Origin of the sequence: Agrobacterium sp. LAD9 (assembly GCF_003031125.1) — a bacterium.
GTDB lineage: Bacteria > Pseudomonadota > Alphaproteobacteria > Rhizobiales > Rhizobiaceae > Agrobacterium > Agrobacterium radiobacter.
Genome location: NZ_PHGS01000025.1, coordinates 248,757 through 263,550, shown reverse-complemented (window position 1 = coordinate 263,550; position 14,794 = coordinate 248,757). Strand labels below are relative to the sequence as shown.

Sequence of the window (14,794 nt, the reverse complement as noted above, 5' to 3'; positions counted from 1 at the left end):
GTTATGTCCGGCGAATCATCTCTTGCTGCCACTTAACCCGGTTTCAGAGACCAGCGTCAGTATAAAAAGCGAAGAATGCTATTTTACTTCGCAAAAAAGGAGCGCGACCAGCGCGCTCCTTAGAAAAGTGGAGTGTTTCCCTAATAACGGCATCACTGATACCGAAGTTTCCGGAATGACTGAAGGTTCCGTTATTGCCGGGCGAAGCGACCGAAGGTGCCGCCCGAAAAACACAGCGGATCGCCATCACGATGCGCGGCGCGTAGCACCTCACCGACGATGATGGTGTGGTCGCCCGCATCATGGGCCGCCGCCTGTCGGCACTCGAAACGGGCAAGTGTTCCGGGAATGACCGGCACGCCTTCGTCGTTCAATTCCCAGTCCAGATCGTCGAAGGCACGGCCGTTGCGGGTAAAGCGGGCGCTCAGCACGTCCTGATCCGCGCTCAGAACGTGGATGGCAAAATGGGTCGCACCGCTGAAGGCCTGATAACGTGATGAGCTTTTGGCCGGTGACCAGAGCACCAGGGGCGGATCAAGCGACACGGACGCAAAGCTGTTGACTGTCATGCCGATCGGGCCTTCCGGCGTGGTGGCGGTCACGACAGTCACGCCTGTCGTGAAAGCGCCGAGCGCATTGCGAAAGCTGCGGCTGTTTTCGCCGCCGGGAACGAATACATGCTCATTGGGCATCTTGATCGCCTCTGCCACTGTCATCACGGCACCTCTTTTCCAATCGCAAGGGTGTAGAGTTCGAACCAGGTCTGGCGGTCCATCGTCACGCGGAGCGCATCGGCCGCGGTTCTGATACGCTCGATATTATTGGTGCCGAGCACCGGCACGATCTTCGCCGGATGACGCAGCAGCCAGGCGATCGCGACAGCCGTCGCATCAACGCCCTGTTCCTTGCCGATGCGCTGCAGGGCAGCCATGGTGCCACCATGAGCACCCGAAAACAGCGAACCGCCGCCAAGCGGCGACCATGCCATCGGAGAAACGCGCTTTTCCTGCAGGAAAGCGAGATCGCCATTGGTAAAGCAATCCGTGGCGAGAAGGCTCATCTCGATCTGGTTGGTCACCAGCCGGTTGCTCATGGCCGATTGCAGCAGGGAAAAGTCCCACGGGCGGAAGTTGGAGACGCCGACGGCCTTCACCTTGCCGGACGCCACCAGCGCATCGAGCGCCTTGCCGGTTTCTTCCGCGTCGATCAGCGGGTCCGGACGGTGAATGAGCAGCAGATCGACGTGATCTGTTCCCATGTCGCGAAGCGATGCCTCAACCGAAGCATTGATGTGGCCAGCCGTCGTATCGTAGTGCTTGACGCGGGCGGCGGAGTGGCGGCCGGCCGGCGCAACGATGCCGCATTTGGTAACGATTTCGATCTTGTCGCGCAGTGCGGGCGCGGCCTTCAGGCCCGCCCCCAGAATCGCTTCCGCCGTGTATCCGCCATAAATATCGGCCTGATCCATGGTGGTGATGCCCTGCGCGAGGCAGGCCTCGATCTTCGCCTGTACATGGGCGGGCGATGTATCGGCGTCGTCACCGATGCGCCACATGCCATAGACGATGCGGCTGAGTTCGAGTTTGTCGGAAAGAGCAATGCGTTCCATCAGTGGCGTTCCCCGTTGCCGAGCGGCGTGGCCGGCGTTTCAGAAGGCACCCGGCCGTAGGCATGCGGCAGGGAGCAGGTTTTCATCTGCGGCAGAACCTTGGTGCCGAAATGTTCCGCCTCGTCAAGATGCGGATAACCGGAAAGGATGAAGGCACGGATACCCATCTTCTGGTAGTCCTCCAGCGCCGAAAGAACCTGATCCGTCGAACCGACCAGCGCCGCGCCGCAGCCGGAGCGCGCCCGGCCGATGCCGGTCCACAGATTGGGTTCGACATAACCGAACTTGTCAGCGAGTTCGCGGGCTCGTGCCTGATGCGACACGCCGAGCGAACCGCTGTCATGAGCGCGGTTGCGGATCAACTGGCCATACTCATCATCCAGCTTCGAGACCAGATGTTCGGCATATTCGCGGGCTTCCTGCTCGGTATCGCGCACGACCATATGGACACGCAGGCCATAATCCAGCGTGCGTCCATGGGCGGCGGCGCGCTCATTGGCGGCGCGCATGCGGTCTGCCAGTTGATCCTTCGTCTCGGGCCACATCAGATAGACGTCACATTGTGCGCCGCAGAGTTCCAGCGCATCGGGAGAGTAACCACCGAAATAGAGAAGCGGGCCGCCATTTTGCTGGTAGGGTCTTGCCGGTTCGGTCGACACACCCTTGAACTGGTAGATCTCGCCGTCATGATCGATGGTGTCGCGGGTCCAGGCCTGACGCAGAATCTCAACGACCTCGTGGCTGCGCTTGTAACGGAAGGCGCTGTCGGCCACTTCGCCGGGGAAATCGGAGCTGATGACGTTGAGCGTCAGGCGGCCCTTCAGCATGTGATCGAGCGTGGCAACCGTGCGCGCCAGCATGATCGGCTGCATCTCGCCGCAGCGGATCGCCGCAAGGAAATTGATGCGGTCGCTGATCGGCGCACAGCCGGCGACGAAGCTCAGCGTATCCTGCCCGACCTGATAGGACGAAGGGCAGAGAATGTTGCGAAAGCCGAGTTCTTCGGCTTTTTTGACGATATCGGAGCAATGCCCGAAGCTGGAGCGCAGGCTGCCGTCAGGCACGCCGAGATAGGCGTAGTCATCGGAACACAAAGCGGAAAACCAGGAGACCTCGGCAGCATCGAGATCAGCGGATGTAACGGGTACGACGGTCATGCAATTCCTCCTCAAGGCCGCTCTCGTTTTTCTTGCATAACATCAAGAAATATGTAAATCAATGATGTATCAATTTTTGTTTTGGGGGAGGAAACGGCATATGAAACACACTGGCGGCAGCCTGCCCATGTATATGCAGATCGCCGAAATGCTGGTGCGCGAGGTGGCGGCGGGCCGGTTGATCGACGGCGAGAAGCTGGCGCCGGAGCGCGATATGGCGGCCGATCTCGGCATCGCCGTCGGCACACTGCGTAAGGCGCTTGCCGAGTTGCAGGAACGCGGCCTTCTGGAGCGCGTGCAGGGTTCCGGCAATTACATCCGCGCCGTCAGCGATCCCCAAAGCGTCTACGCCTTCTTCCGGCTCGAACTGATCGAAGGCGGCGGCCTGCCGACGGCGGAGGTTCTGGATGTGGCGCGCCTTGCCAAGCCTGCCAACCTGCCCGCCTTCGGCACATCGGCGGAAGGGCACAGGATCCGCCGTCTGCGGCGCATCGCCGGCAAACCGGCAGCCATCGAGGAGATCTGGCTTGACGGCTCTTACGTCGACTCAATCGCGATCGAGAACATGTCGGAATCGCTCTACCTCTATTACCGTACCCGCCTCAACCTCTGGATATCCAAGGCGGAGGATCGCATCGACCTCGGTGACGTACCCGAATGGACGCCCGAAGTTTTCGGACAGAAAGCCGGCGTATCGGTGCCGCGAGTTCTGCGCCTCAGCCAGGCGCAGGATGGCGCAGTGGCCGAAGTTTCGTGGACCTGGTTCGACCATACAGTCGCGCGATACGTTTCACGCATACGTTGAGATCCGGTCGAATCGGCCAATGGAAGAGGCTGCTGAAGCAGTCGGTTTCGGCGCGGCACGGCTGGCTGTTCACCGATCCGCAGAAGGCGGTGGTCACCAACTCGCTTCAGCTCGTCAAACAGCTTGCTTGCAGCGGCCGCTACATCGCGTTCACTTCGGAACTGGATGCGGCGCTGGAACTGAGCGAGGGATCGCTGATCTTCCTGCCGGTGCGCGACAAGGGTGCCGAACCGCAAACGGTTAGCGTGGCCATAGGTGCAAGAAAGCCGCTCTCCCGCATTGGCCGCATCGTCGCCGATCTGCTGACCGTGGAAATCAAAGCGTCTCTCGACAGCGCGCGGTTGCGGCACGTTCAATCTTAGCGGGGTCAATCATCACAGCCGGCTTGGCTGATACGTGGCAGCGGCTGAACCCGCCCTTCATGATGCCTTGAGAATAAGCGGCGACATGCTAATTCCAGGCGATGGGAGTGATGCCGGCTTTTTATAGGTAGGTTGGTGAAGAGCCAATCGAGATAAGGTCTTTTTTCCCGGCATTGTGGACGGCTCTGGAACGATTTGGACGTTTCGAGGTAAGCGACCTCCTGCGGAAGTACTGGCAGAAACTCGCATACTGCAAAGCGTCAACAGACCTCCGCTTTCCAATCGCAAGTTCAGGCCAGAACAGATTCCGAAACTGAAGCCCAGAAAGGGGGAAGGCCCGAATGTTACCTTTGATGCACGTCGAAAGACGTGCGGAAGGGCTCCGATGAGGTATGGTGGAGGATTTTAGCAATTGGAGATTTAAATGGGACGAGGCAGGATTGAAGGTGGCGTCTTGGATCCCTTCGAACGATCGAACTAATATCGAAAAAATATCAGGTAAGCGCATGGAGAGTAACGTGCAATTGCATCCGCGAGAGTGCCGGTAGATGGAAGCAAGGCGTTCCCGCATCATCGCGCTTGGCGTTCTTCTAGGGGTTCTCGGCGCCGTCATCCCGATTGCGACAATGGCCTATACATCATGGGTGATTGCCGTCCGGAAGGACCAGGACACTCTGAAAGTGCTTGCGAGCCAGGCAACTCAACGGGCATCCGATACGTTCAGGGCTGCCAAGGATGTTCTCGACACTGCCGAGGCAGCCCATCTGCCGCCGTGTTCTACCGAACATATTGAATTGATGCGCAAGCTGACGATGAACGCACCGTCAGTGGAGGAAGTGGGATATTTCGAAAACGGCCATCTCAAATGCACATCCTGGGGTATTACCCACGGTTTTTTTCCTAAATCCCGCACCGAATATACGACACCCGACGGGATGGAAGTCGCCATCCGAATAGAGCCTACCGTCAGTCAGGGCACACGAATGACGGCGCTTCACTTCGGGGCGCACAATGTGCTCGTCGCTCCCTCGCGTTTTGTCGATATTCTGATCGACGACAGCATGTCCCTTGCCATCACAACCGAGCAAGGCGTTCTGATAAACCAATTGAACGCGCCTGACCCGCAGTTGGTGAAAGCATTGCTGAGCGAGCCCAAAGTGGGCATGACCGACGAGATTATCTACGCAGTCAGCCGTGGCGACGGACTGGCCGCGATCGCAATGGAACCCCGCGCAAACATTACAGCGAAGGTTCGGGGCGAGCAGATATTTTACCTGCCCGCTGGGGCAATCATCGCGGCATTCCTTGTCGGCACCGTCATCTGGTTGTCGAGGAACCGCCTGTCGCCCCTGGCTGAACTTGGTATTGCCGTTCAGAAACGCGAATTCATCGTTCATTACCAGCCGATTGTGGAGCTGAAGACCGGTATCTGCATCGGCGCGGAGGCGCTTGTTCGCTGGCGGCGACCGGATGGTCTTCTGGTGCGCCCCGATCTCTTCATTCCGCTGGCGGAAGAAAGCGGTTTGATCCTGGCGATTACCGATCAGGTTGTCGATGCCATCGTCACCGATCTGCGGAAGGTGCTTGTCGAGGACCGGACGCTGCATATCGCCGTTAATCTCTGCGCGGCCGATGTCGCGTCCGGCCGTATCCTCACCGTCATCGCGGAAAAGCTGAAGCATACGGATATCCGGCCCGAACAAATCTGGCTGGAGGCGACGGAGCGCGGCTTCATCGATATCGAAGCGGCAAAAATTACGCTGGCCGAAGCACGGCAACGCGGCCACTCGGTGGCGATTGACGATTTTGGAACCGGTTATTCAAGCCTGCAATATCTGCAGGGCCTGCCGATGGATGCGTTGAAGATCGACAAATCCTTTGTCGACACGGTGGGCAAGGATACGGCCACCAGTTCGGTTACATCGCACATCATCGGCATGGCCAAAGCGCTCGGCCTGTTTACCGTGGCGGAAGGGATCGAGACGGAAGAACAAGCGGAATATCTCAGGGAGCAAGGCGTCGACTTCGGGCAAGGATGGCTGTTCTCCAAGGCGCTGCCCGTCAACGAATTCGTTGCATACCATCGCCTTACGAAGCAAAAATACGGGGCGTCTCGTGAAATTATTCAGGCAGCAGCTAAATAGAATACCAAGACCCGCGATGTGGTGCTAGCGGCCATTGATGAATATCCATTGAACCTACCGTTCCTTGTCCAACTGGGCCTTCGCACGGAACTCGCCCTCGCTGTCCTGAAGGAAAACCGGCCCGACAATTCGGACTGTCCGCTCACCGCTCTGCGGCAGAACGGCCCCCTCGAAAGCCAGGGCCGATGACGCCACGTTTGCCGGCCGCAGAGAAGGAACAGGAATAATGGAACCAGTGAGATCGGTGGTCGAAACGGTGCGGGCGCTGAGTTCGTTCATCCGTGCGAAATAGCGCGACCAGTTGCATGAATTCCGGCCCAGATCCGTCTGATATCGAAAGGCGGCCGCAAGCTCCCTGTAGGGTGTTTTTGTCTCGACCGATAGCATCTCCGATATTTCCAGCTGCGGATTTTCGAGAACATAGACGGTCATTGCCGGATCCTCGCAAATGAAGCGGCATTGCTCGATTGCGGATTTGGCATAGTTCGGTCCGCCAAATTGTGAGTTCGGCGCCGGGAAGTGATATCCATCGGAAGGCCGAACGCAATAATAAAGGGCGTTGCGGGCATAGACGTCGGACCCCGAACGTCGGTCTGCCTCCGACGTGCGTTGCTGCTTGGTGCTATCGCATCCAAGCGCCTGAAAGCGTGCCTGCAACGAGGCCGATCGCTCGCTCCGGCGGGCGGCCGCAAGTTCGCTCTCGGCATCAGCACGCTGGCGGGCTAGCCCCCGGCAGGCATTGAACAACCCGCCCGATGCAGCCTTCTCGGGCGTGCAGGACCGTTGTCGTTCAAGCGCCCGGATGGCGGCTATCTGCCGCTGCTTTTGCATCGTCTCCGCGTTGGAAGCGCTCGCGCTGGCCCCCATCTGGCTTCTTATCGTCGTGCAGCTTTGGGCGAGAGCCGGGGCGGAGCCTGAAATGAGGATCAGACCGCATATTGAGGGTAACATCCAGCGGAACGACATGAGGCAGGCTCACCTTCCGCCAGGATGTGGGATTGAGGCCGACGCGGGAAGACAGGGAGTGATATAGCCAGCGGCCTCTGCCCAACTTGGGAAGGACAATCCCAAAACGAAGGCAATCGCTGCCACAATCCTGCTTTTACGCATTCCGCAAACCCCTCAAAATGCCCCAAATGACCTGCTATGCCCGAGACGTCAGATCGTCTCGATCAGCCCGTTCCCACCTGTCCTGATTTACCGATCACCACTTGACGCTGAGGCCGATATTGCCCTCCCAGCTGCGCGATTTTTCGCCTCCGAGATTGGTCGTGTAGTCCACCGTCGCAAACAGGCTAACAGTCTCCGTCAAGGCGGCAGTAACGCCGCCGCCAAGCTCGAGCGATGTTCCGCCGAGTTCGGTAACGATCGGATCGCCCGCAAAACGGACCGTCTGGTCGGACGAAAAGCTGTGCCAGAGATTGGCCTTGAGATAGGGCTGAATGAGCCCGGCGCTCGTCTCGTATCTGCCTTGCAGCCTCAAACCCAGCCGGCCGGTGACGGTGTCGTCACTGTCGAAGGAGACAGAGGAATAACGATCCGAAGTATCGTCAAGCGAAAGGTGCTGCCAGACGATCTGGGCCTGAGGTTCGAGGCTCCATTGCTCGTCGAGTGCAACCGGATAACCGCCCTCCAGCGAGACGGTTACACCCGAACCGTCGATATCGATCGATTGGCCGGCATCTGACGAGGCGCGGCCATCGAACCAGGTGCCCATGAGGACCGCATCGACATACCAGCCCTGTGGCGCGATGTGGCTCCAGTAACCACCGAAGCTCGTGCCGCTGATTTTAACGTTGCCCACGGCAAGATCATTCCAGCCGAGCGCCTGCCCCTTCACGTCGCCATCCATCTTCGTATACCCGACGAAGAGGCCGAACCGGTCGAAATGCCCGTCGCCGCTTTCACGGCCGAGCAGATCCTGCCCGGCCTGAAGGCCGTAGAGATTGCCGTCGAAACTCGGCGAAACGGTGCCGTCCCACTTGGTGTCCGTGTTCTGGCCGAAGGTTCTGCCCCACGTGTTGGGCATCCATCCGTCGTCCTGCAACAAAGCCTGCTCGCCGCGCCGCTCATGGAAGGTGCCAAGTGTCGACAGCGCCAGATATTGAGCGAGCGGCTGCACAACCGAATAGGTCGGAACCTCGATCCGGTAGAACGGCACGATATCGGCAATCACCGGCGTGGCGCCCGGTGTCGGCGGCGCAGCGCCGGCGCTTGGGATCAATGCAAGCGTGGTCGGCGGTGCCGGTGGCGCAGGAGGAGGACTTGCAGCAGCTGCAGCCTGTGGCGTGGGCGGAGCTGTCGGTTGCGGATCGCCCGCATTGATCGGAGGCGTCGGGTCCGTCGGGGCCGTCGTCGGGTCCCCCACGGTAGGTATGGGCGTGGGCGGCAGTTGCGAAGCCGGAGGCGCTCCGGTGATTTCGGGCGCCTCTGCCTCCGGCGTGGTATTTGGCTGAAGCGGATCCGGCGCCCCGGCAATCGCCCCGCTCCCCGGCACGATCGTCGAGCGGAGATACCAATTGTCCTGAGTTCCCGCCGAAACACCACCTTTGAACAGGTAATATTCGTATGCGCCGGCAGCAACACGGCTGTTGAGCGCAAATGCGCCGCCCGCGGTGGTCGCGCCATTCACGGCCTCGATGACCATGATCCCGTCCGCACTAGTCGCCGCGCCGGAACCTCCCGCATTGACCACGTTCATGCCCGTGCTTCCGGATGCGGTGCCTCTGTCTATGACCAGCTTGTCGGAAGCGGAGCCGTCACTGCCAAGAACGGTATCGAGAAAAATCTGGCCGCCGTTACCCACGTAATTGCCGGAAATCGTAAACGTGTCCGACGCGCCGCCGCCACCATTGGTGAGATCGATACGACCTGAATTGACCAGATTGGCGAATGCACTGGCCGAAAAGGCGGAAACTCTTCCGTTCTGCCCGCCGCCATAAACCGTGCTGGCGGAATCGATCGTTAACGTGCCCGTCCCTGTGCCGCTGTCACCAAGCGTCAGCGTGCCATCGAAGACAAGCTCGGTATCGTTGGTAAGGTTTATCGTTTCCCAACTGTCGAAGCGGGCAACCCCTTCCGTCTTGACGTTGCTCATCGTCAGGCTGTCGGTGCCCAGGCCACCGCTTATCTGCGTGGTTGCCCCGATGTGGGCATTCGCGAGATTGGTGAGCGTGGCAGTGTCGTCGTCCGCGCCAAGGTCGATCGCGCCGTAGATGATGCCGCCACCGTTCCAGTTGAACCTGTCGTTGCCGAAGCTCAGCAGCACGCTGCCGCCAACCACGCCCCCGGTAACGGTGACGCTGTCGGCTCCACCGCTGACGCTGATATTGCCGCCGATCGTTCCGCCCGAGAGAATGATCGTGTCATTGCCAAAACCGGTCACAAGATTTCGGTCGATAATGCCGCCCGACATGTCGAAAACGTTGTCGTCGAGCTTCATGTTGACGCGGCCGATACGGCCGCCCGTCATGGTGGCGACATCGCCATCATCGAACGCATCGATGATACGTCCGTCGGACATGAAGAAAGTGTCGAGATTGTCGCCCTGGTTGAGGGACTGGATCGTCCCGCCTGCCATCCGGAAATCGTCTACGCCGCTGCCTTGTTGCACATTGCCGGTAACGGTCCCGCCGGACATGACGAAGGCGTCGTTGCCGTCTCCCTGGACCACGGCGCCATTTATGGTGCCGGAATAGATTTCGATCCTGTCGGCACCGGCTCCAAACGTAACGTTGCCGGCGATAGTTCCCGTGCCGGCAGTTGGAAGAAGCAACGTATTGTTGCCGCCGGTATCGGTCAGCCCACCCACCGACGTACCGCTGTCGCAGATGTAACTGTCGTCACCCGCTGTCGGAGTAAAGATGCACGCGGCATCCACAGGCTCCGAATAGAAAAAGATTGCACCGGAAACCAATGCGGTTCCAGAACAGAGAAATCGTCTTAAGCCATTCATCTGGCAACGACAATTCATAGGTGCCCCCCGTCGCATCGAATGATTTCCCAACCCATTCCATTTGACGAGTGCGAGTACGCCACAGACCCAACGGCGTCGCAACCCTAAGGAGTTGCCACAAAAACTTCTACAAATCCGTGAGACGATAGGCGGCCAACTAAAACCGGGAGACCAATCCCGACGGATCGACGCACCTGCATTTCATGACGATAACTATCAGATAAGACTAAATTTTTTCTCACGAACCAGCGCTGAGACTTGCGCTATGTCAATTCGAAAAATATCCGGAAAAAGCGTGCCGCCACGCGAAACAGACCTGGCGACCACATAGCTACTAAGTTTTTTATTTATAATATTAGGATAAACAGGAATTAAATTTATGCACGGGCCTCAAGGTCGTCACGACATCTGAGGACACCCCGTTGAATGCAAGAGGAATTTTCAGTCAGGTATGATCTGCGAGTAGCCGGGTGCTGACATCTGTCCGGCCTCTGATGCAACCTTCAAATGTCGAGGACCCGTATGAGAGTTTGCTGACCATATCCAAACCACGAAAGCGTGCTTCGATGCACTTTTTGTGTTTCGGTGTGGAATATTGCCATGTCGGATATGGAAAGGGCCGCTGTTGTTTTCGAACAGGAGCGGACGCTTCCCGCGGGCGCAGACCTGCTCGTTGCCATCAACCGGGCGAGTGGAGTGCGATGTTATCGACCGGCAGTCCTTGCTGCGGCCCAGCGCGCCTTACAGCTTGCTGCCTCGCCCCGGGGACCATCCTTCCGCGACGCGACAGTCGCGATGCGCGAACAGTCGCGCTTGGTGGGCGGCCACTCGCCAGATGTTCGGTCGACAGCACGCTACTACTCAAGGGGCTCGAAGCCGACATCGCCGTAATCCCCAATGCCGGTGTTTGAATGCGCAAACCTCTATGTCGCCATGACGCGAGGCTCAGGCCGCGTACTGATCTTGCGCAAATTTCGGGTGATCCACATGGATCAAAGAATTTGACGGGAGGCAAGCAAGCCACGGCCTGTCGTGCGGCTCATTTTGCAGTTATATTTCTTTTAATCAATGACTTAGTAGTTTTTGATTTTTGTTAGAAATAAAATTGATACACTATTGATTTCCTTTTCATGAAAGGTAATATCACGACCTCAGGGAGACAGGCGTTTCGCCATCCCACGATATCGCCAGACAATCGGGATCGATTTTCGAAGATGCGATGCGTGGAATTTGAAGGTTGATACCGGCTATTGCGTCCATTCAAATTCTGGACGCGCCGATCGTGAGGAGGAAAATATGGCTTCGGTCAGCCTGCGCAAGCTGGACAAAAGTTACGGTGCGCTTCGCATCGTCAAGGGCATCGACCTTGAAATCAACGATGGCGAATTCGTCGTGTTCGTCGGCCCTTCCGGCTGCGGCAAATCCACGACGCTGCGCATGGTCGCGGGGCTGGAAAGCATTACCGACGGCGAGGTGAGGATCGGCGACCGTGTCGTCAACCGGCTCCCGCCGCGTGAGCGCGACATCGCCATGGTGTTTCAGGACTATGCGCTTTATCCGCACAAGACAGTGCGCGAAAACATGGGTTTCAGCCTGAAGGTGCGCGGTGTCAGCGCGTCGCAGGCCAATGCCAGCATCGACGAGGCGGCAAGGATGCTCGGCATCGAGCACCTTCTCGACCGGCGACCCGGCCAGCTCTCGGGCGGCCAGCGCCAGCGTGTGGCCATGGGCCGCGCCATCGTGCGCCGTCCGCAGGTCTTCCTGTTCGACGAGCCGCTTTCCAATCTGGATGCCAAGCTGCGCGGACAGGTGCGCACGGAAATCAAGCGTCTGCACCAGCAGCTCGGCACCACCATCATTTACGTCACCCACGACCAGGTGGAGGCCATGACGCTGGCGGACCGCATCGTCATCCTTCGCGGCGGCGATATCGAGCAGGTCGGCACACCTGACGAGGTCTATAACCGGCCGGAAAGCGTCTTCGTGGGCGGTTTCGTTGGCGCCCCGGCGATGAATTTCGCCCGTGCAAAGGTGAGCGGCGACCGGCTGGCATTTTCCGATGGCAATTCCCTGCCGATGGCCGCGATCCGGCCATCGCGCGAAACGGGCCTCGACGGGCGTGAAGTCATCGTCGGTATTCGCCCGGAACATTTCGGCCCCGTCGAGGGCTTCGACACGCAGCTTGCGGTCAAGGTGCAGGTTGTGGAACCGCTGGGCTCGGACACGCTCGTCCATTTCAGCCTTGGCGATGCGGCGCTGACCGCACGCATGCCGCCGCACCTTCGGCCGACGCCGAACGAGGAACTGCGGATCGGCGTCGATCCATCCAAGGTCCATCTTTTCGACGCGGCAACGGAACGCTCTATCCACTGATCGCCCGGCGAAAAATGCTGCGGCCAAGGGTTTAATAATGGGAGGAACACATGAGATTCAAAGCTATCCGGGGCAAAGCCCTTATGGGTGCAGCGCTCTGCGCGACCATGCTCGCCTTTTCGGGACAGGCCTTTGCCGATGCCGAACTGAAAATCTTCGTTTCCAGCCAGCATCAGCCGGATGTGTGGCGCAAGGCGCTTGATCAATATGAGGCCAAGACGCCGGGTGTGAAGGTGGTCATCGAGACCGGCGGCAACACCTCGGAAATGCAGGCGCAATATCTCAACACCGTCATGTCGGCCAAGGATTCCAGCCTCGACGTGCTGATGCTCGACGTCATCCGCCCGGCACAGTTCGCCACGGCCGGCTGGACCAGCGATTTTGCCGGCAAGGACCTGTCCGCCTACCTGCCGACCTATGCGGAAGCCAACACGGTGGATGGCAAGATCGTGGCGCTGCCCGCCTTCGCCGATTCCATGTTCCTTTATTACCGCAAAGACCTCCTCGACAAATACGGCATCAAGCCGCCGACCACCTGGGACGAGCTGAAGGAAGCTTCCAAGAAGGTGATGGAAGGCGAAAAGAACCCCGAACTTCAGGGCCTGTCCTTCCAGGGTAAGGCGATCGAAGGCGCGGTCTGTACCTTCCTCCTGCCCTACTGGAGCGAAGGCAAGTCCCTGGTTGAAAACGGCAAGCTGAATTTCGACAACAAGGCCGCCGTGGATTCGCTGAAGCTGTGGAAGAGCTTCGTCGACGAAGGCATTTCCAAGAAGAACATTTCGGAAGTGGCAACCGACGATACCCGCAAGGAATTCCAGGCCGGCAAGGTTCTCTTCGCCGTCAACTGGTCCTACGCCTGGACCCATTTCCAGGGCAAGGAATCGCAGGTGAACGACAAGGTCGGCGTCGCCCGCCTGCCCGCCGTCAAAGGCGGCGAGCAGACGACCTGCCTCGGCGGCTGGGAATTCGGCGTTTCCGCCTATTCCAAGCAGCAGGACGAAGCCAAGAAGTTGGTGGAGTATCTCTCGGGTCAGGATGTGTCGAAGTTCATGGCCATCAACGCCGCCCTTCTGCCCACCTATGCCGCACTCTACAAGGATGCGGACGTGACCAAGACGATCCCCTGGTTCGCGGACGCCCTGCCAGTCGTTGAGACCGCGAAGGCCCGCCCCGTGACACCGCGTTACAACGAGGTCAGCGAGACGATCCGCACCACGGTCAATGGCGTGCTTGCCGGCGTGATGACACCGGAAGACGGCGCAAAGCAGATGGAAAGCCGTCTGCGGCGCGTTCTGCGCTAAGCTTTGGGCCGGAAGGCGGCATGCAAACCATGCCCTTTCCGGCCGTTTCGACTGACAGGAATAAAGCCGCCTGAACGGCGCGATAAACGGGCCGGATATAAACCGGTCCGATCGGGAGACGATGACGTGAATCCAGTTGCGGGAGTGGCAGACGTGACAATGCCTGATAGAACCATGGTTCGGGTGGACGAGAAACCGCAGCCGCGCTGGACGCGGTGGCTCGATCTCGGCGACCGGTCGCTGGCCGTGCTTCTGCTGGCGCCGGCAGCGATCCTGCTTTCGCTTATCATCGTTTATCCGGTGGCGCGGCTCGTCTACACCTCGTTTTTCAGCCTGTCGCTGACATCAGGCCTGCCGGCGGAATTCATCGGCTTTGAAAACTACACGGCGATGTTTGACGATCCGATCTTCTGGGAAACGACCTGGAATACGGTTCTGATAACGCTGATCACCGTGCCTGGCGCGCTGTTCATGGGCCTAGGGCTGGCGCTGCTCGCCAACCTCCCCTTCTCCATGCAGTGGCCGATGCGCCTGTCGCTGCTCATTCCCTGGGCGCTGCCGCTCTCTTTTGCCGGCCTCATCTTCGCATGGTTCTTCCATTACGAATATGGCGTGGTCAATGACGTTCTGAACCGGCTGGGCTTTGAAGGCATCATCTGGTTCAACTCGCCGAACTGGGCCTTTGCGGCCATCTGCCTGACGATCATCTGGAAAACTTCGTCGTTCATGGCGCTGATGATCCTCGCCGGCCTTCAGACCATTCCACGCTCGCTCTATGAAGCGGCTGATGTGGATGGCGCCGGCAAGGTCCGCCAGTTCTTCGAAATCACCCTGCCGCTTCTCAAGCCCTCGATCGTCGTCGCCCTCATCTTCCGTACGATCACAGCGCTGCAGACCTTTGATATTCCTTACATGATGACTGGCGGCGGCCCCGGCACGTCCACCACAACGCTTGCCATGTATATCCACCAGAACACCGTTTCCTTCCTTGATCTCGGTTACGGTTCGGCGCTGGCGGTCATGATGTTTGCGCTCTCCATGTGCGTTACCGCCGTTTATCTCCGCATCATTAGGACGAAGGACTGATC

At 58.9% G+C, this 14,794-nt stretch carries 11 protein-coding genes; 6 read left to right on the top strand and 5 right to left on the bottom strand.

Annotated features, from left to right (window positions below):
- Window positions 1-191: 191 nt before the first annotated feature.
- From DA915_RS22695 to DA915_RS22685, 3 genes are read right to left on the bottom strand one after another with little or no spacing between them, the layout of a single operon-like run.
- Window positions 192-716: a flavin reductase family protein gene (locus tag DA915_RS22695; protein WP_003506438.1), complete on the bottom strand. Its 525-nt coding sequence runs from the start codon at window positions 714-716 to the stop codon at window positions 192-194.
- Window positions 716-1,609 carry an aldo/keto reductase family oxidoreductase gene (locus DA915_RS22690; protein ID WP_080866809.1) on the bottom strand — a complete coding sequence of 298 codons (894 nt, stop codon included), beginning with the start codon at window positions 1,607-1,609 and terminating at the stop codon, window positions 716-718. Before DA915_RS22690 ends, DA915_RS22695 begins: the two co-directional genes overlap by 1 nt.
- Window positions 1,609-2,766 (bottom strand): LLM class flavin-dependent oxidoreductase, encoded by a 1,158-nt coding sequence (locus DA915_RS22685; RefSeq protein ID WP_107677385.1) that lies wholly within the window; start codon window positions 2,764-2,766, stop codon window positions 1,609-1,611. Before DA915_RS22685 ends, DA915_RS22690 begins: the two co-directional genes overlap by 1 nt.
- Before the next feature lie 100 nt (window positions 2,767-2,866).
- Here DA915_RS22685 and DA915_RS22680 point away from each other — a divergent pair, with 100 nt between their 5' ends.
- The 3 genes from DA915_RS22680 (at window position 2,867) to DA915_RS22670 (ending at window position 6,077) form a co-directional block, all read left to right on the top strand.
- On the top strand, window positions 2,867-3,571 hold the full coding sequence (locus DA915_RS22680) for a GntR family transcriptional regulator (RefSeq protein WP_060724746.1): 705 nt from the start codon (window positions 2,867-2,869) through the stop codon (window positions 3,569-3,571).
- Window positions 3,568-3,933 (top strand): hypothetical protein, encoded by a 366-nt coding sequence (locus DA915_RS22675; protein WP_107677384.1) that lies wholly within the window; start codon window positions 3,568-3,570, stop codon window positions 3,931-3,933. The genes DA915_RS22680 and DA915_RS22675 overlap by 4 nt, the downstream gene beginning before the upstream one ends.
- Window positions 3,934-4,481: 548 nt before the next feature.
- Window positions 4,482-6,077, top strand: a complete 1,596-nt coding sequence (locus DA915_RS22670) for an EAL domain-containing protein (protein WP_107677383.1) — start codon at window positions 4,482-4,484, stop codon at window positions 6,075-6,077.
- Between the two features lie 54 nt (window positions 6,078-6,131).
- Here the strand turns inward: DA915_RS22670 and DA915_RS22665 are convergent, their stop codons facing one another.
- Together DA915_RS22665 and DA915_RS22660 are read right to left on the bottom strand one after the other, a co-directional pair.
- On the bottom strand, window positions 6,132-6,944 hold the full coding sequence (locus DA915_RS22665) for a DUF2865 domain-containing protein (protein WP_192886638.1): 813 nt from the start codon (window positions 6,942-6,944) through the stop codon (window positions 6,132-6,134).
- A gap of 337 nt (window positions 6,945-7,281) precedes the next feature.
- The gene (locus DA915_RS22660) at window positions 7,282-10,050 is read right to left on the bottom strand and encodes an autotransporter outer membrane beta-barrel domain-containing protein (protein WP_192886637.1); all 2,769 of its coding nucleotides are present in this window, start codon (window positions 10,048-10,050) and stop codon (window positions 7,282-7,284) included.
- A 1,278-nt stretch (window positions 10,051-11,328) separates the two neighbouring features.
- Here DA915_RS22660 and DA915_RS22655 point away from each other — a divergent pair.
- The 3 genes from DA915_RS22655 to DA915_RS22645 all read left to right on the top strand — a co-directional run bounded on the left by DA915_RS22655 (window position 11,329) and on the right by DA915_RS22645 (window position 14,792).
- Window positions 11,329-12,405 (top strand): ABC transporter ATP-binding protein, encoded by a 1,077-nt coding sequence (locus tag DA915_RS22655; RefSeq protein WP_060724752.1) that lies wholly within the window; start codon window positions 11,329-11,331, stop codon window positions 12,403-12,405.
- Window positions 12,406-12,455: 50 nt separating this feature from the next.
- Window positions 12,456-13,706: an ABC transporter substrate-binding protein gene (locus DA915_RS22650; RefSeq protein WP_107677380.1), complete on the top strand. Its 1,251-nt coding sequence runs from the start codon at window positions 12,456-12,458 to the stop codon at window positions 13,704-13,706.
- A gap of 174 nt (window positions 13,707-13,880) precedes the next feature.
- Window positions 13,881-14,792: a carbohydrate ABC transporter permease gene (locus tag DA915_RS22645; RefSeq protein ID WP_003506425.1), complete on the top strand. Its 912-nt coding sequence runs from the start codon at window positions 13,881-13,883 to the stop codon at window positions 14,790-14,792.
- Window positions 14,793-14,794 lie beyond the last annotated feature (2 nt).